The organism is Pseudomonas sp. BP01 (assembly GCF_022760795.1).
In the GTDB taxonomy this organism is placed as follows: Bacteria; Pseudomonadota; Gammaproteobacteria; order Pseudomonadales; family Pseudomonadaceae; genus Aquipseudomonas; species Aquipseudomonas putida_Q.
This window is the reverse complement of the sequence record NZ_JAFBKA010000042.1, coordinates 36,087-52,818: the sequence shown is the minus strand read 5'-3', so window position 1 is coordinate 52,818 and position 16,732 is coordinate 36,087. Positions and strand designations below refer to the sequence as shown.

Below are 16,732 nucleotides of genomic sequence, written 5' to 3'. Positions count from 1 at the left end.
GACACCGACGGGCGCTCGACCACGTTGATGATCAGCACATTGCCATCGCGGTTCAGCTGGATGTCCTGGAAGAACCCGGTCTTGAACAGGGAACGGGTCGAGTCCACCAGGCGGCGGTCATCGGCCTGGTCACCGACGTTCAGCGGCAAGGCACCGAAGACACTGCCAGCGGAAACCCGCTGCAGGCCGTTGACGCGAATATCGGAGATGGTGAAGGACTCGGCGTGAACTTCAGCGATCATCAGTGCGGACATGACCGCAGTTAGCAGCAGACGTTTCATGAAGTCCTTTTATTCCAACTGGCAATAAACAACCCGCCGCGAAAAGGCGGCAGGTTCGCAATTGAGCGAAGCTTTATAGTCGACCCAGATCGTTGATCAGGGCGAGCAACATCACCCCTATGACCAAACTGATACCGATCTGGACCCCCCAACCTTGCACCCGATCTGACAGCGGACGACCGCGCGCCAACTCGACCAGGTAAAACAGCAAATGCCCCCCATCCAGTACCGGGATGGGCAGCAAGTTAAGAACCCCCAGGCTTATGCTCAGGTAGGCCAGGAAATTCAGGAAATCCCCCACGCCGGACTGGGCTGAAGCGCCCGCCACTTTAGCAATGGTTATCGGTCCACTCAAGTTTTTTACCGAGAGCTCCCCGAACAGCATTTTCTTCAGCGATTCAAGGGTCAGCACGCTCATGTTCCAGGTACGGGACAAGCCCTCACCCACCGCCTCGAGCGGGCCGTAGCTGATTTCGCGGAGCATGCTGGCAGGCCATTCGCCACCTTTTACCCCGGCGCCAAGATAGCCACCGGCAGCCTTGCCCTCACCCTTGCGTGCCAGGGTCACCGGCACCTCCAGGGCAGCGCCGTCGCGCTCCACACGCACCACCACTTTGGCATCGGGGCGGGCACGCACGCTGTCGACGACCTGCTGCCATTCCGTCACCGGCACGCCATCGACGCTCAGCAGCTTGTCGCCTGTCTTGAGGCCCGCAGCGGCAGCCGGCCCCTTCGGATCAATCTCGGCCAGCACCGGGACCATCGCCGGGCGCCAAGGGTGCAGCCCCAAGGACTGGATAGGGTCTGGCTCGTCAGCGCCCTTGAGCCAGCTGTCCAGCTTGACCTGCAGTTGGCGCTCGGCCGTGGCGCCTTCGTCGCGCACGCCAACCTGCAACGTGCCGCTTTCGCCCAGGCGACGAACCAGCTGCAGGTTGACCGCCGACCAACCGTTGGTCGGCTTGCCGTCGATAGAAACGATTTCCTGACCTGCGGTCAGCCCGGCCGATGCTGCCAGGCTGCCAGCATCGACCGTACCGATTACCGGGCGGACCTGCTGGGTACCCAGCATCGCCAGCACCCAGAAGAACAGGATGGCCAACAGGAAGTTGGCAATCGGGCCCGCTGCGACAATCGCGATACGCTGGCCCACGGACTTGCGGTTGAATGACTGATCAGCCAGCGCAGGCGGTACATCGCCCTCGCGCTCGTCGAGCATCTTCACGTAGCCGCCCAGCGGAATTGCTGCGACCACAAATTCGGTGCCATGGCGGTCATGCCAGCGCAGCAGCGGTGTGCCGAAGCCCACCGAGAAGCGCAGCACCTTGACGCCGCAGCGGCGTGCCACCCAGAAGTGGCCGAATTCATGAAAAGTGACCAGCACACCCAAAGCCACGAGGGTGCCGATAATCATGTAGAGCGCTGTCATGTCCATCTCCGAATGATGTTCAGCGGGCCGGCATCATGCCAGCCCCCTCAGGAACCTGGGCGGGCTTGCATCAGCGACCGTGACGCCTCAGCCACTCACGGGAAAGCTCCCGGGCACGCTGGTCGGCGGCGAACACCGCGTCCAGCGACGGCAGCGGCACGACGGGCTCCTGATCGAGCACCTGCTCGATCATACCCGCGATCTCCGGGAAGCGGATACGCCGCTCGAGAAATGCCTCCACCGCCACCTCGTTGGCCGCATTGAGTACGGCGGGTGCGCTGTTGCCGGCCTCGGCAGCCTGCCGCGCCAAACGCAGGCAAGGGAAGCGCTGTTCGTCGGGTGCCTGGAAATCCAGACGGGCGATGGCGAACAGGTCCAGCGGGGCCACCCCGGAGTCGATGCGCTCAGGCCACGCCAGGGCATTGGCGATCGGCGTGCGCATGTCCGGATTACCCAACTGCGCCAGCACCGAGCCGTCCACATAATCGACCAGGGAGTGAATGACACTTTGTGGGTGTACCACCACCTCGACCTTGGCCGGCGCGGCATCGAACAACCAGCAGGCCTCGATCAGCTCGAGCCCCTTGTTCATCATGCTGGCCGAATCCACGGAAATCTTGCGCCCCATGGACCAGTTGGGATGAGCACAGGCTTGCTCCGGCGTCACGTCCAGCAGCGCCTCGACCGGCGTTTCGCGGAACGGGCCACCGGAAGCCGTCAGCAGAATCCGACGCACGCCAACCGCGCTCAGGCCGCGAGCGTAGTCGCCGGGCATGCACTGGAAGATCGCATTGTGCTCGCTATCGATCGGCAACAATACGGCGCCGCTGCGCCGCACTGCCTCGATGAACAGCGCACCGGACATCACCAGGGCTTCCTTGTTGGCCAGCAACACTTTTTTGCCCGCCTCCACGGCAGCCAAGGTTGGGCGCAGGCCGGCGGCACCGACAATCGCCGCCATCACTGCATCCACTTCCGCTGCCGAAGCCACCTGGCAAAGCCCGGCCTCGCCTTCCAGCACCTCGGTGGCGCAGCCGGCAGCCGCCAGGGTTCCGCGCAGCCGCACGGCCGCCTCGGCACTCGGCACTACAGCGAACGCCGGGCGATGGCGCACGCACAGGGCCAGCAACTCGTCGATGCGCGAATACCCGCTGAGGGCGAACACCTGGTAGCGATCGGGATGGCGCGCGATTACATCCAGCGTGCTCAGGCCGATGGAGCCGGTGGCCCCAAGTACGGTAATACGCTGCGGGCGGCTCACATCACACCCCATTCGGCAGCCCACAACAACACGGCGAAAATCGGGATCGCCGCCGTAAGGCTGTCAATGCGGTCGAGTACACCACCATGGCCGGGCAGTAGATTGCTGCTGTCCTTGATACCGGAACGGCGCTTGAACATGCTCTCTGTCAGGTCGCCGACCACCGAGGACATGACCAGCAGCGCGGCGCCCAGTAGGCCCAGCAGGATCTGACCGAAACCCCAGTCGCGACTGATGCCGACCGCTAAGGTAATGGCCAGGCTCACCGCCAGGCCGCCATACACGCCTTCCCAGCTCTTGCCCGGGCTGACCTGCGGGGCCAGCTTGCGCTTGCCGAAGGCCCTGCCAGAGAAGTAAGCGCCAATATCGGCGGCCCATACCAGCACCATGACCGACAGGATCAGCCAATTGCCCAGCGGCCAGTGCTTGAGCAGCACCAGCCCCTGCCAGGCAGGCAGCAATACCAGCAGACCGATCAGCAACCGGCAGGCGGCACTGGCCCACAACTCGCTGCTACGCGGGTAGGTAAGCACCAGCCAGGTGGCCAGCCCCCACCAGATCACCGCTGCACCCAGCACCCAGGGCGCCAGCTCCGGAAGGATGTACAGCAACATCAGCGCGCCAGCGACCACCGCGGCATAGGCGATACGCAGCGGCTGGGCCATCAACCCGGCCAGGCGCGCCCACTCCCAGGCGCCAAGGGTCACCACGAAGCCGATGAACAGGGCGAAATCCCCGCCGTTGAGCAGGAAGAAGCCACCCAGCGCGATCGGCAGCAGGATCAGCGCAGTAATGATGCGTTGTTTAAGCATTAAGCACGAGCTCCAGCCTCGACCTGCTCGCTGGTCTTACCGAAGCGGCGCTGGCGCGAAGCGAAATCGGCCAGGGCATTGCGCATGGCCTCGTGTTTGAAGTCCGGCCAGTACAGGTCGGAGAAGTACAGCTCGGCGTAGGCCAGCTGCCACAACAGGAAATTGCTGATGCGGTGCTCGCCACCGGTGCGAATGCACAGGTCCGGCAACGGTAGCTCGCCGGTTGCCAGGCAGGTCTGCAGCAGGCCCGGGGTGATGTCTTCCGGACGCAGGTGCCCGGCTTGCACTTCACGCGCCAGCCGCTGTGCGGCCTGGGCGATGTCCCACTGGCCACCGTAGTTGGCCGCGATCTGCAGGATGAAGCGGTTGTTGCCGGCGGTCAGTGCCTCGGCCTCGCGCATGGCAGCCTGCAGCTCGGGATGGAAGCGCGAGCGGTCACCGATGATGCGCAAGCTGATGTTGTTCTCGTTGAGGCGCTTGGCCTCGCGACGCAGCGCCTTGAAGAACAGGTCCATAAGGGCACTGACTTCGTCAGCCGGTCGCTGCCAGTTCTCACTGGAGAACGCAAAAAGCGTGAGCACCTCGACCTTCGCGTCGGCGCACACTTCGATCACGGCGCGCACCGCATCGACACCCGCTTTATGCCCGGCAACCCCGGGCATAAAGCGCTTCTTCGCCCAGCGATTATTCCCATCCATGATGATTGCCACGTGACGCGGCACCACGGAGGGCACAGTCTGCTTGGTCTTTTCCATGAAGGCGTCCTGACCCTTAGATGGCCATCAGGTCCTTTTCTTTTGCTTCAGTGGCCTTGGCGATTTGCGCCTCGACATCCTTGATCAGCTTGTCGATGTCAGCACTGGCACGACGCTCTTCGTCTTCACTGATTTCCTTGTCCTTGGACAGCTTCTTCAGGTCACCCAAGGCGTCACGACGAATGTTGCGCACGGCTACGCGCGCATCTTCGGCTGCGGCGCGAGCCTGCTTGGTGAAGCCCTTGCGGGTTTCTTCAGTCAGCGGAGGCATATTGACCAGCAGCAACTCGCCCAGGTTGGTGGGATTGAGATTCAAGCCGGCGCTGCCGATGGCCTTGTCGATGGCGCCCAGCATGTTGCGCTCGAAAGGCACCACTTGCAGGGTCTGGTTGTCCTTGACGGTCACGTTGGCTACGCTGGTCAGCGGGGTGTCGGAGCCATAATAAGGCACCATCACGCTGCCCAGAACGCTCGGGTGCGCCTTGCCGGTGCGGATTTGGCCAAATGCGTGGATCAGCGAATCCAGCGACTTTTGCATGCGTGCCTGGGCGTCTTTCTTAATTTCGTTGATCATTTTTGAACTTCCTCGATCAGGGTTCCTTCCGCGCCGCCGTGCACGATGTTCAGCAGGGCGCCGGGCTTGTTCATATTGAAGACGCGCAGCGGCATCTTATGGTCGCGGCAAAGACAGATTGCCGTCAGATCCATCACACCCAGCTTGCGATCCAGTACTTCATCGTAGGTCAGATGATCGAACTTCTCGGCATGCGGGTCCTTGAATGGATCTGCAGTGTATACACCATCGACCTTGGTTGCCTTCAATACCACGTCGGCATCGATTTCGATGGCGCGCAGGCAGGCAGCGGAGTCGGTGGTGAAGAACGGGTTGCCGGTACCGGCAGCAAAAATTACGACTTCTTTGGCGTTCAGGTGGCGCATGGCTTTGCGGCGATCATAGTGATCGGTCACGCCAACCATGGAAATAGCCGACATGACGATGGCGGTAATGTTCGCCCGCTCCAGCGCGTCGCGCATGGCCAGGGCGTTCATTACGGTCGCCAGCATGCCCATATGGTCGCCGGTGACGCGGTCCATGCCGGCTGCACTGAGCGCCGCACCACGGAACAGGTTGCCACCGCCGATCACCAGACCTACCTGAACACCGATGCCGACCAGTTGGCCGACTTCCAGCGCCATGCGATCCAGGACTTTGGGATCGATCCCGAACTCTTCCGAGCCCATCAGGGCCTCGCCGCTAAGTTTGAGTAGAATGCGTTTATAGCGAGCCTGATGACCACTGCCCTGCTGAGCCATTGCGAATCTCTCCTGCGGCGTTTGTAAAAAATTCTGGCGGGCTGCTTGAGCCTGCATGTAACTCTAACGTGACGCAGCGACTGCGTCAGCGAGCGACGGTTTCGTAAACCGCTCCCGCTTTGACAAAGAGGCTGCGCGCGTGAGCGGGCAGCCTCTTTGGGGCGACAGACGGGGCTGTCTTACTGCTTGGCAGCAGCTACCTGAGCGGCAACTTCAGCAGCGAAGTCGTCGACTGGCTTCTCGATGCCTTCACCTACTTTGAAGTAGGTGAACGAAACGATTTCAGCGCCGGCTTTCTTGGCCAGCTCGCCAACCTTGACTTCTGGGTTCATGACGAAAGCTTGCTCTTTCAGCGAAGCTTCGGCCTTGAACTTGGTGATACGGCCGTTGATCATGTTCTCAACGATGTTTTCCGGCTTGCCGGCGATCTTGTCGGCGTTCAGCTGCAGGAAGACATTCTTCTCGCGCTCGATGGCCTCGGCGGAGATTTCCGACGAATCCAGGAACTCAGGGTTCGACGCTGCAACGTGCATGGCGATGTTCTTCGCCAGCTCGACGTCACCGCCTTTCAGAACGACGACAGCGCCGATCTTGTTGCCGTGCAGGTAGGCACCAACAACGTCACCCTCAACGCGCACCAGGCGACGGATGTTGACGTTTTCGCCACACTTGGCAACCAGGGCTTCACGAGCAGCTTCACGCGAGGCGATCAGCGGGGCAGCGTCGGTCAGCTTCTGGGCGAAGGCTTCTTCAAGGCTTTCGGCAACGAAGTTCTTGAAGTCGTCTTGCAGGGCCAGGAAGTCGGTCTGCGAGTTCACTTCCAGCAGAACGGCGGATTTACCGTCGGTCTTGACGGCGATAGCGCCTTCAGCAGCGACGTTGCCAGCCTTTTTGGCGGCCTTGATGGCGCCCGAGGCACGCATGTCGTCAATGGCTTTTTCGATGTCGCCGCCAGCCTTTTCCAGGGCTTTCTTGCAATCCATCATGCCTTCGCCAGTACGCTCGCGCAGTTCTTTTACCAGCGCTGCAGTAATTGCTGCCATTTCAAAATCCTCTTGGAAAGTTTTTCAACCATTCCACCCGCTCGACACGGGCGTTAAATTCTGCGAATCCGCTGTTGTTGTCTCAGCCAACCCATAATGCGGGGCCCATGCTGACAGCAGGATTTCAAGGTGGCAAAAAGGGGGCAAAGCCCCCTTTTTGCGTGCCAAGTAGACGCTAGCGCCTATTACTCAGCAGCAGGTGCAGCCGCTTCTTCAACATAGACTTCGGTGCCGCCAGCAACGTTGTTGCGGCCGCGGATGATGGCGTCGGCCATCGAAGTCATGTACAGCTCGATGGCGCGGATGGCGTCGTCGTTGCCTGGGATGATGTAGTCAACACCTTCCGGGCTGCTGTTGGTATCGACAACGCCGATAACCGGGATGCCCAGCTTGTTAGCTTCGGTGATAGCAATGCGCTCATGATCAACGTCGATCACGAACAGGGCATCAGGCAGACCGCCCATGTCCTTGATACCACCCAGGCTGCGGTCCAGCTTTTCCAGATCGCGCGAACGCATCAGGGCTTCTTTCTTGGTCAGCTTGGCAAAGGTGCCATCTTCGGCCTGGGTTTCCAGGTCGCGCAGACGCTTGATCGAAGCACGGATGGTTTTGTAGTTGGTCAGCATGCCGCCCAACCAGCGGTGGTCAACGTATGGCGAACCGGCACGAGCAGCTTGCTCGGCGACGATCTTGCCGGCGGAACGCTTGGTGCCGACGAACATGATCTTGTTCTTGCCCTGGGCCAGACGCTCTACGAAAGCCAGAGCTTCGTTGAACATTGGCAGGGTTTTTTCCAGGTTGATGATGTGGATCTTGTTACGCGCGCCGAAAATGTACTTGCCCATTTTCGGGTTCCAGTAACGGGTCTGGTGGCCGAAGTGCACACCGGCCTTCAGCATATCGCGCATGTTGACTTGGGACATGATAGTTCCTTGATAAGTCGGGTTGGGCCTCCACGCATCCCAATGACCAACCCGCAAATTCGAAAATCCGGGGCACCCAGGTCATCGTGTCGACACGTGTGTGGGTTTAAGCTCACGGGGTCGTCCCCGAAAGCGGCGCATGTTATACCACAGACCGCGAGCGAACGAAACCCGAATGAGGTTGCGTCTGTCAGCGGTTTTTGCAGCGCCCCGCCAAACAGGCCAGAATGCCTCCTGTAGACAGCAGCATGGCCGCCTTTATCCCGACAGAATGCCGCCCTGCTCTGCTAGAATCCGGCCTTTCCCGTTTGTTCGCGCCGCGTGCGGCGCCGTAGAGAGCCTGTAATGACCGTCAACATCAAGACCGCAGAAGACATCGAGAAGATGCGCATCGCCGGCCGCCTGGCCGCCGAGGTGCTGGAAATGATCGAGGAGCACGTCAAGCCCGGTGTTACCACCGAAGCGCTCGACCGCCTGTGCCACGACTATATCGTCAACGTCCAGCAGGCCATCCCGGCGCCGCTCAACTACAAGGGCTACCCGAAGTCGATCTGCACCTCGATCAACCATGTGGTCTGCCACGGCATCCCCAACGACAAGCCGCTCAAGGACGGTGACACGCTGAACATCGACGTCACCGTGATCAAGGACGGCTACCACGGCGATACCAGCCGCATGTTCCACGTCGGCAACGTGCCGGTGTGGGCCGAGCGCCTGTCCAGGGTTACCCAGGAGTGCATGTACAAGGCCATCGAGTTGGTCAAGCCGGGCTGCCGCCTGGGCGATATCGGCGAAGTGATCCAGAAGCATGCGGAAAAGAACGGCTTCTCGGTGGTACGCGAGTTCTGCGGCCACGGCATCGGCAAGGTGTTCCACGAAGAGCCGCAGATCCTGCACTACGGCCGCGCCGGCACCGGCATGGAGCTTAAAGAAGGCATGACCTTCACCATCGAGCCGATGATCAACCAGGGCAAGGCCGACACCAAGGTGCTGGGCGACGGCTGGACCGCCATCACCAAGGACCGCAAGCTCTCGGCCCAGTGGGAACACACCCTGGTGGTGACCGCGACCGGCTACGAGATCTTCACCCTGCGCAAGGACGACACCATCCCGCGCACTTCGGCCTGACCGCACTGGGCCAGGCCACCCGACGACAGGAACGTGACGCGATGCCCCAGGTGGACCCCGAGCTGTTCGATCGCGGCCAGTTCCAGGCGGAACTGGCCCTAAAGGCGAGCCCCATCGCCGCCTTCAAGAAAGCCATCCGCCAGGCCGGCGAGGTGCTCGACAAGCGTTTTCGCAGTGGCGGCGATATCCGCCCGTTGATCGAAGCCCGCGCCTGGCTCGTCGACAATATCCTGCAACAGGCGTGGAACCAGTTCGACTGGGGCGACCAGCAGGGCATCGCCCTGGTCGCGGTGGGTGGCTACGGGCGTGGTGAACTGCACCCGCATTCAGACATCGACCTGCTGATTTTGCTGGGCGCCGCCGAGCACGAGCAGTACCGCGACGCCATCGAGCGTTTTCTCACCCTGCTGTGGGACATCGGCCTGGAAGTGGGCCAGAGCGTGCGCACCGTCGACGAGTGTGCCGAACAAGCCCGCGCCGACCTGACGGTGATTACCAACCTGATGGAAAGCCGCACCATTGCCGGGCCCGAGGCCCTGCGCCAGCGCATGCTGGAGGTGACCAGCACCGCGCACATGTGGCCGAGCAAAGACTTCTTCCTGGCCAAGCGCGCCGAACTCAAGGCCCGCCACCACAAGTACAACGACACCGAGTACAACCTCGAGCCTAACGTCAAGGGCTCGCCCGGTGGCCTGCGCGACATCCAGACGGTGCTCTGGGTGGCCCGCCGCCAGTACGGCACCCTGAACCTGCACGCACTGGCCGGCGAAGGTTTCTTGCTGGAAAGCGAAAACGAGCTGCTGGCCTCGTCTCAGGATTTTCTGTGGAAGGTGCGCTACGGCCTGCACATGCTGGCCGGTCGCGCCGAGGACCGCCTGCTGTTCGACCACCAGCGCAGCCTCGCCGCGCTGCTGGGCTACAGCGACGACAACCCCAAGCGGGCTATCGAGCAGTTCATGCAGCAGTACTACCGGGTGGTGATGAGCATCAGCCAGCTGTGCGACCTGATCATCCAGCACTTCGAAGAGGTCATCCTCGCCGACGAAGACAGCGGCACCACTCAGCCGCTGAATGCACGCTTCCGCCTGCATGACGGCTATATCGAAGCAGCCAAGCCGAACGTGTTCAAGCGCACACCGTTCGCCATGCTGGAAATCTTCGTGCTGATGGCGCAGCACCCTGAAATCAAAGGCGTGCGCGCCGATACGGTGCGCCTGCTGCGTGAGCACCGGCACCTGATCGACGACACCTTCCGCACCGATATCCGCAACACCAGCCTGTTCATCGAGCTGTTCAAGTGCGAAATCGGCATCCATCGCAACCTGCGCCGGATGAACCGCTACGGCATCCTTGGCCGCTACCTGCCGGAGTTCGGCCTGATCGTCGGGCAGATGCAGCACGACCTGTTCCACATCTATACGGTCGATGCGCACACCCTCAACCTCATCAAGCATCTGCGCAAGCTGCAGTACACGCCGGTGTCCGAAAAATTCCCGCTGGCCAGCAAGCTGATGGGGCGCCTGCCCAAGCCCGAGCTGATCTACCTGGCCGGCCTTTACCACGACATTGGCAAAGGTCGCCAGGGCGACCATTCCGAGCTGGGCGCGGTGGATGCGCAGAAGTTCTGCGAGCGCCACCAGTTGCCGGCCTGGGACAGCCGGCTGATCGTCTGGCTGGTGCAAAACCATCTGGTGATGTCGACCACCGCCCAGCGCAAGGACTTGTCCGACCCGCAGGTGATCAACGACTTTGCCCTGCACGTGGGCGACGAGACGCGCCTGGACTACCTGTATGTGCTGACCGTGGCCGACATCAATGCCACCAACCCCAGCCTGTGGAACTCGTGGCGGGCCAGCCTGCTGCGCCAGCTCTACAGCGAGACCAAGCGCGCCTTGCGCCGCGGGTTGGAAAACCCGCTGGACCGCGAAGAGCAGATCCGCCAGACCCAGTCTTCGGCACTGGATATCCTGGTGCGCGAGGGTACCGACCCGGACGACGTCGAGCAGCTGTGGTCGCAACTGGGCGATGACTACTTCCTCAAGCACACTGCCGCCGACGTGGCCTGGCATACCGATGCGATCCTGCAGCAACCGGCCGATGGCGGGCCGCTGGTGCTGATCAAGGAAACTACCCAGCGCGAGTTCGAAGGCGGCACGCAGATCTTCATCTACGCCCCCGACCAGCACGATTTCTTCGCCGTTACGGTGGCGGCCATGTCGCAGCTCAACCTGAACATCCATGACGCGCGGATCATCACGTCGAGCAGCCAGTTCACCCTCGACACCTACATCGTGCTGGACAACGACGGCGGCTCGATCGGCGACAACCCGCAGCGGGTCAAGCAAATTCGCGACGGCCTGACCGAAGCGCTGCGCAACCCCGAAGACTACCCGGCCATCATTCAGCGCCGGGTGCCGCGCCAGCTCAAGCACTTCGATTTCCCGCCGCAGGTGACCATCCTCAATGATGCCCAGCGGCCGGTGACCATCCTCGAAATCACCGCACCGGATCGCCCAGGCCTGCTGGCCCGGCTGGGGCGCATTTTCCTGGAGTTCGACCTGTCGCTGCAGAATGCCAAGATCGCCACCCTCGGCGAACGGGTGGAAGACGTGTTCTTCATCACCGATGCCGACAATCAGCCGCTGTCCGACCCGCAGCTGTGCAGCCGCCTGCAGGAAGCCATCGTGCAGCAGCTACAAGCCGGCCAAGGTAGCGATACCAGCCCCACCCGCGTGACCTTTTAACGATTAGACGATTGACGAGACCTTGCGCCGATGAACCATGCCTTGACCCAGCTTCAGCCCTACCCGTTCGAAAAGCTCCGCGCCCTGCTGGCCAGCGTGAAGCCTGCGGCGGACAAACGCGCCATTGCCCTGTCGATCGGTGAGCCGAAGCACGAATCACCGGCGTTCGTCGCCCAGGCCATGGCCGACAACCTCGACAAGCTGGCAGTCTACCCCAGCACCATCGGCCTCCCGGCCCTGCGCCAGGCCATCGGCCAGTGGTGCGAGCGGCGTTTTGGCGTGCCGGCCGGCTGGCTGGACGCCGACCGCCACATCCTGCCGGTCAATGGCACCCGTGAAGCGCTGTTTGCCTTCACCCAGGCAGTGGTCAACCGTGCCGACGACGGCCTGGTAGTCAGCCCCAACCCGTTCTACCAGATCTACGAAGGCGCAGCGCTGCTGGCCGGGGCTACCCCGCACTACCTGCCGTGCCTGGAAAGCAACGGTTTCAACCCCGATTTCGACGCCGTGCCGGCCGAAGTGTGGAAGCGCTGCCAGATCCTGTTCCTGTGCTCGCCGGGCAACCCCACCGGGGCTTTGGTGCCGATGGCCACCCTGAAAAAGCTGATTGCCCTGGCTGACGAACACGACTTTGTGATCGCCGCCGACGAATGCTACAGCGAGCTGTACTTCGACGAGGATGCGCCACCACCGGGCCTGCTGACCGCCTGCGCCGAGCTTGGCCGTAGCGATTTTGCGCGCTGCGTGGTGTTCCACAGCCTGTCCAAGCGCTCCAACCTGCCGGGCCTGCGCTCGGGCTTTGTGGCTGGCGATGCCAAGATCATCAAGCCGTTCCTGCTGTACCGCACCTACCATGGCTGTGCCATGCCGGTGCAAACCCAACTGGCCAGCATTGCCGCCTGGCAGGACGAGGCGCACGTACGCGAGAACCGCGACCAGTACCGCGCCAAGTACGATGCCGTGCTGGACATCCTGCAGCCGGTGCTGGACGTGCAGCGCCCAGATGGCAGCTTCTACCTGTGGGCCAAGGTGCCGGGCTGTGATGCCGAGTTCACCCGCGACCTGTTCGAAGCCCAGCATGTGACCGTGGTACCGGGGTCGTACCTGTCGCGTGAGGTGGATGGTGTAAACCCCGGTGCCGGGCGCGTGCGCATGGCGCTGGTGGCACCGCTGGCCGAATGCATCGAGGCGGCAGAGCGGATTCGCGCCTTCCTGCAGAACCGCTGATTCAGCAATGCTTTAATTCTGTGCAGAACCTGTGGGAGCGGGTTCACCCGCGAACACCGGCGCAGCCGGTGCCATACACCGCGTCGTCTGATTCGCGAGTGAACTCGCTCCCACAGGGCCGCAAAGCGGCCCCCTGCGGGTCTACCTGACCTGCCCCAGGTTTGCCTCACTCATATCGAGTTCCCCCAGTACCTGCCGCACCACCTCATCGCCCACCAGGTGCTGGCGATGCAGGTTATACAACTCCAGCCGCTGCGCCCTCAGCGCACGCAAGCGCAAGCGACGCTCCAGCAAGTCCATCTGTTCGGCCAGTGCCTTGGCCTCGGCACTGTCGTTGTAGCTGTCCAGCTCATCCCGGTACTCGGCCATCAACCGCGCCTTCAGCTCGGTCGCCAAGGTCGCCTGCGCAGCATCCTGCGGGGCATTGGCGTCGATCACTTCCTCTGCTTCAAGGGCGTGGATCGCCGCCTCGGCCGTGCGCCGCCAGGCTTCCTGCACTTCCTGATGCAAGCGCTCGTCCGGGCTCTTGGTCACCCCGCGCAGCAATATCGGCAGTGCGATGCAGGCGCTGATCAACGACAGCAGGATCACCCCGGCAGCAATGAAAATCAGCAAGTCACGCTCAGGGAAGACCTTGCCCGCGCCCATCAGCAACGGCACCGACATCACACCCGCCAGGGTCACCGCACCGCGCACACCGCCCAGGGTCAGCAGCCAGCAGGAACGCGCCGTAGGCATCAGCACCAGCGCCGGTTTGCCGCGCCAGCGGCGCACCACGCCAATCGCCCGCCAGATGCTCTGCACCCAGATGAACCGCAGCAGGATCAGCGCAGCAAAGATCGCCACCACGTCCAGGCAGCGGTAGGCCAGGGTCGGCCACACGGTGGCTTCGTGGCTGACCACCGCCTTGATGATGTCCGGCAACTGCAGGCCCAATAGCAGGAAGATCAGGCCATTGAAGGCGAACTCCAGCAACGACCAGACGCTACGGTTGAGCAGGCGGGTGCTGGTCTGGCGGGGCAGCAGGTCGAGCCAGCTTTGCATCATGCCCGCCGCCACCGCCGAAAGAATGCCCGAAACGCCCAGGCGCTCGGCCAGCACGTAGGCGGCGAACGGCAACAGCAGCATGAACACCACGTGGGTGGCCGGGTCGTCCCAGCCACGGGCGATCATCCAGGCGCGCAGGCGGCCGACCAGCCAGCTCAGGCCCACCCCCACCGCCAGGCCGCCAAGCGCGACAAGCACAAAGCTGAAGCTTGCATCGGCCAGCGAGAACACCCCGGTGATCGCCGCCGCCAGGGCGAACTTGAAGGTGACCAGGCCCGATGCATCGTTCATCAGGGCCTCCCCCTGCAGCATGTGCATCAGCGGGGTGGGCAGGCGGTCCTGGGCGATGGCCGAAACCGCCACCGCATCGGTCGGCGAGAGTACCGCCGCCAGGGCGAAGGCTACCGGCAGGGGGATGCTCGGCAGCAGCCAGTGAATGAAGTAGCCGGCGCCGACCACGGTGAACAGCACCAGACCAACGGCCAGCGCCACCACTGGCCCGCGAATGCGCCACAACTCACGCTTGGGGATGCGCCAGCCATCGGCAAACAGCAGCGGCGGCAAGAACAGGAACAGGAACAACTCGGGGTCCAGGGCCACATGCAGGCCCAGGGTCGGCAAGGCCAGCAAGGCACCGGCAGCGATCTGTACCAGCGGCAGGGGCAGCGGAATCATGCGGCCGACCAGCTTCGACAGGCTGACCAGCGTCAGCAGGATGAGGACGGTGTAGGCGGACTGCATCCGGGAAAGCTTCCTTTGTGAACCAGAAACGATAGCAAGGCGAAACATCGCCATTGGAACAATATGTTAGCGGCGACCGACGGTTCGGGGCCGCTGCACGATAGTCGCAGGTGACGGGGGAATATGTAACATGATGATACTTCAGGAGGGTGGTGGTGCCGGGTGGACCTTGTATTACACAGGGGTGCAGGGCTTGAGGCCTGCGGTGTGTCGCAGATCGAGCGCCGCCCGCGCGGCGCATCGCCGGCAAGCCAGCTCCCACATCTGTTTCGGGCCAATTTCTCCAGTGCCGCCATCGCTGTCCGCCTTGTCTGCCCCATTCGATACCGCAGGTTTCGCTGCTGCTTTTCACCTGTCCCCAAGGTGTGCGCGCCAGGGCACAGGAGAGACTGGCCCGAAACAGATGTGGGAGCTGGCTTGCCGGCGATGCGCCGCGCGGGCGGCGCTCGATCTCCGATACGCTGCAAGGCCCAAGGCAAGCACACCCGTGGCGCTCACTGTTTCGTTCCCGCATAATCCCGCGACTGACATCGAAAAACGGAGAGATTGGGGCAACCTGCAACCCCAATGTACACAATGACCTACACGCTCTACGGCATCAAAGCCTGTGACACCATGAAAAAGGCGCGTACCTGGCTCGAAGACAAAGCCATCGCCTACGAATTCCACGATTACAAAACCCAAAGCATCGACCGTGACAGCCTGAACCGCTGGTGCGACGAACACGGCTGGGAAGTCATCCTCAACCGTGCCGGCACCACCTTCCGCAAGCTGGACGACGCCAGCAAGGCAGACCTCGACCAGGCCAAGGCCGTCGAGCTGATGCTGGCCCAGCCGTCGATGATCAAACGCCCGGTGCTGGACCTTGGCGCGCGTACCCTGGTCGGCTTCAAGCCCGACCTGTATGCCGCTGCCCTGGCCTGAGCCCCCACCCTATTTCGCACGAGGTAATCACATGTCCAATACCCTGTTCAGCCTGGCCTTCGGTGTCGGCTCCCAGAACCGCCAGGGCGCCTGGCTGGAAGTGTTCTACGCACAACCACTGCTCAACCCGAGCGCCGAACTGGTCGCTGCGGTAGCCCCTGTTCTCGGTTACGAAGGCGGCAACCAAGCCATCGCCTTCAGCAACGGCCAGGCCTTGAAATTGGCCGAAGCCCTGAAAGGCGTTGATGCTGCCCAGGCCGCCCTGCTGACCCGCCTGGCCGAGAGCCACAAGCCGCTGGTCGCCACCTTGTTGGCCGAAGACGCTGCCCTGGCTTCCACCCCTGAGGCCTACCTCAAGCTGCACCTGCTGTCGCACCGCCTGGTCAAGCCACATGGCGTGAGCCTGGCCGGTATCTTCCCGCTGCTGCCGAACGTGGCCTGGACCAACCAGGGCGCGGTCGACCTGGCCGAACTGGCCGAGCTGCAACTGGAAGCGCGCCTGAAAGGCGAGCTGCTGGAAGTGTTCTCGGTGGACAAGTTCCCGAAAATGACCGACTACGTGGTCCCGGCCGGCGTGCGCATCGCCGATACCGCCCGTGTACGCCTGGGCGCCTACATCGGCGAAGGCACCACCATCATGCACGAAGGCTTCGTCAACTTTAACGCTGGCACCGAAGGCCCGGGCATGATCGAAGGCCGCGTGTCCGCTGGCGTATTCGTCGGCAAAGGTTCCGACCTGGGCGGCGGTTGCTCGACCATGGGCACCCTGTCCGGTGGCGGCAACATCGTCATCAAGGTGGGTGAAGGCTGCCTGATCGGCGCTAACGCCGGTATCGGCATCCCGCTGGGTGACCGCAATACCGTTGAAGCCGGCCTGTACATCACCGCTGGCACCAAGGTGAACCTGCTGGACGAAAACAACGAGCTGGTCAAAGTGGTCAAGGCCCGCGACCTGGCCGGCCAGACCGACCTGCTGTTCCGCCGCAACTCGCTGAACGGCGCGGTAGAGTGCAAGACCCACAAGTCGGCCATCGAGCTGAACGAGGCGCTGCACGCTCACAACTGAGCATTCTCCAGCCCCTGCAGGCGCGAGCTTGCGCGCGAAC

Annotated in this window: 15 protein-coding genes; 5 read left to right on the top strand and 10 right to left on the bottom strand. The window is 62.6% G+C overall.

The genetic code is table 11. The features are described 5' to 3' along the window. The 9 genes from JOY50_RS26230 to rpsB form a co-directional block, all read right to left on the bottom strand. The coding region (locus JOY50_RS26230; protein ID WP_404943986.1) for a POTRA domain-containing protein at positions 1–281 on the bottom strand (281 nt) is incomplete at its 3' end. A gap of 73 nt (positions 282–354) precedes the next feature. Beyond that, complete coding sequence (rseP, locus tag JOY50_RS26225) at positions 355–1,707, bottom strand: RIP metalloprotease RseP (RefSeq protein ID WP_016501162.1); 1,353 nt, start codon at positions 1,705–1,707, stop codon at positions 355–357. A gap of 70 nt (positions 1,708–1,777) precedes the next feature. Then, the gene (gene ispC / locus JOY50_RS26220; protein ID WP_243056063.1) at positions 1,778–2,968 is read right to left on the bottom strand and encodes a 1-deoxy-D-xylulose-5-phosphate reductoisomerase; all 1,191 of its coding nucleotides are present in this window, start codon (positions 2,966–2,968) and stop codon (positions 1,778–1,780) included. Further along, positions 2,965–3,780 (bottom strand): phosphatidate cytidylyltransferase, encoded by an 816-nt coding sequence (locus JOY50_RS26215; RefSeq protein WP_019472221.1) that lies wholly within the window; start codon positions 3,778–3,780, stop codon positions 2,965–2,967. The genes ispC and JOY50_RS26215 overlap by 4 nt, the downstream gene beginning before the upstream one ends. Continuing rightward, positions 3,780–4,535 carry a polyprenyl diphosphate synthase gene (uppS, locus tag JOY50_RS26210; protein WP_019472222.1) on the bottom strand — a complete coding sequence of 252 codons (756 nt, stop codon included), beginning with the start codon at positions 4,533–4,535 and terminating at the stop codon, positions 3,780–3,782. Before uppS ends, JOY50_RS26215 begins: the two co-directional genes overlap by 1 nt. A gap of 16 nt (positions 4,536–4,551) precedes the next feature. Then, entirely contained in the window at positions 4,552–5,109 is a 558-nt protein-coding gene (gene frr, locus JOY50_RS26205; RefSeq protein WP_019472223.1) for a ribosome recycling factor, read from the bottom strand. Next, positions 5,106–5,849, bottom strand: a complete 744-nt coding sequence (gene pyrH / locus JOY50_RS26200; protein ID WP_009686950.1) for a UMP kinase — start codon at positions 5,847–5,849, stop codon at positions 5,106–5,108. Before pyrH ends, frr begins: the two co-directional genes overlap by 4 nt. A 179-nt stretch (positions 5,850–6,028) precedes the next feature. Continuing rightward, the gene (gene tsf, locus JOY50_RS26195; RefSeq protein WP_016485208.1) at positions 6,029–6,892 is read right to left on the bottom strand and encodes a translation elongation factor Ts; all 864 of its coding nucleotides are present in this window, start codon (positions 6,890–6,892) and stop codon (positions 6,029–6,031) included. A gap of 185 nt (positions 6,893–7,077) precedes the next feature. Beyond that, positions 7,078–7,815, bottom strand: a complete 738-nt coding sequence (gene rpsB / locus JOY50_RS26190) for a 30S ribosomal protein S2 (RefSeq protein WP_016501167.1) — start codon at positions 7,813–7,815, stop codon at positions 7,078–7,080. Between the two features lie 345 nt (positions 7,816–8,160). On the opposite strand from rpsB, the gene map reads away from it, so the two are divergent. Genes map through dapC form a run of 3 tightly spaced genes read left to right on the top strand, consistent with a single transcriptional unit; the run spans position 8,161 to position 12,914 of the window. Then, positions 8,161–8,943, top strand: coding sequence for a type I methionyl aminopeptidase (gene map, locus JOY50_RS26185; RefSeq protein WP_132843679.1), 783 nt, complete (start codon positions 8,161–8,163; stop codon positions 8,941–8,943). 41 nt (positions 8,944–8,984) lie between these two features. Next, positions 8,985–11,687, top strand: a complete 2,703-nt coding sequence (locus JOY50_RS26180) for a [protein-PII] uridylyltransferase (RefSeq protein ID WP_019472225.1) — start codon at positions 8,985–8,987, stop codon at positions 11,685–11,687. A 30-nt stretch (positions 11,688–11,717) separates the two neighbouring features. Next, positions 11,718–12,914, top strand: coding sequence for a succinyldiaminopimelate transaminase (dapC, locus tag JOY50_RS26175; RefSeq protein WP_019472226.1), 1,197 nt, complete (start codon positions 11,718–11,720; stop codon positions 12,912–12,914). A 141-nt stretch (positions 12,915–13,055) separates the two neighbouring features. Here the strand turns inward: dapC and JOY50_RS26170 are convergent, their stop codons facing one another. Continuing rightward, complete coding sequence (locus JOY50_RS26170; protein ID WP_019472227.1) at positions 13,056–14,702, bottom strand: Na+/H+ antiporter; 1,647 nt, start codon at positions 14,700–14,702, stop codon at positions 13,056–13,058. A gap of 576 nt (positions 14,703–15,278) precedes the next feature. Between JOY50_RS26170 and JOY50_RS26165 the strand changes: the two genes are divergently transcribed. Then, positions 15,279–15,626 (top strand): ArsC family reductase, encoded by a 348-nt coding sequence (locus tag JOY50_RS26165; protein ID WP_243056062.1) that lies wholly within the window; start codon positions 15,279–15,281, stop codon positions 15,624–15,626. A 31-nt stretch (positions 15,627–15,657) separates the two neighbouring features. Then, on the top strand, positions 15,658–16,692 hold the full coding sequence (dapD, locus tag JOY50_RS26160; RefSeq protein ID WP_019472228.1) for a 2,3,4,5-tetrahydropyridine-2,6-dicarboxylate N-succinyltransferase: 1,035 nt from the start codon (positions 15,658–15,660) through the stop codon (positions 16,690–16,692). Positions 16,693–16,732 lie beyond the last annotated feature (40 nt).

Coding starts and splice junctions, on each gene's coding strand:
- rseP (WP_016501162.1), bottom strand. CDS start 1,707: ATGACAGCGCTCTACATGATTATCGGCACCCTCGTGGCTTTGGGTGTG.
- JOY50_RS26215 (WP_019472221.1), bottom strand. CDS start 3,780: ATGCTTAAACAACGCATCATTACTGCGCTGATCCTGCTGCCGATCGCG.
- uppS (WP_019472222.1), bottom strand. CDS start 4,535: ATGGAAAAGACCAAGCAGACTGTGCCCTCCGTGGTGCCGCGTCACGTG.
- frr (WP_019472223.1), bottom strand. CDS start 5,109: ATGATCAACGAAATTAAGAAAGACGCCCAGGCACGCATGCAAAAGTCG.
- pyrH (WP_009686950.1), bottom strand. CDS start 5,849: ATGGCTCAGCAGGGCAGTGGTCATCAGGCTCGCTATAAACGCATTCTA.
- tsf (WP_016485208.1), bottom strand. CDS start 6,892: ATGGCAGCAATTACTGCAGCGCTGGTAAAAGAACTGCGCGAGCGTACT.
- rpsB (WP_016501167.1), bottom strand. CDS start 7,815: ATGTCCCAAGTCAACATGCGCGATATGCTGAAGGCCGGTGTGCACTTC.
- map (WP_132843679.1), top strand. CDS start 8,161: ATGACCGTCAACATCAAGACCGCAGAAGACATCGAGAAGATGCGCATC.
- JOY50_RS26180 (WP_019472225.1), top strand. CDS start 8,985: ATGCCCCAGGTGGACCCCGAGCTGTTCGATCGCGGCCAGTTCCAGGCG.
- dapC (WP_019472226.1), top strand. CDS start 11,718: ATGAACCATGCCTTGACCCAGCTTCAGCCCTACCCGTTCGAAAAGCTC.
- JOY50_RS26170 (WP_019472227.1), bottom strand. CDS start 14,702: ATGCAGTCCGCCTACACCGTCCTCATCCTGCTGACGCTGGTCAGCCTG.
- JOY50_RS26165 (WP_243056062.1), top strand. CDS start 15,279: ATGACCTACACGCTCTACGGCATCAAAGCCTGTGACACCATGAAAAAG.
- dapD (WP_019472228.1), top strand. CDS start 15,658: ATGTCCAATACCCTGTTCAGCCTGGCCTTCGGTGTCGGCTCCCAGAAC.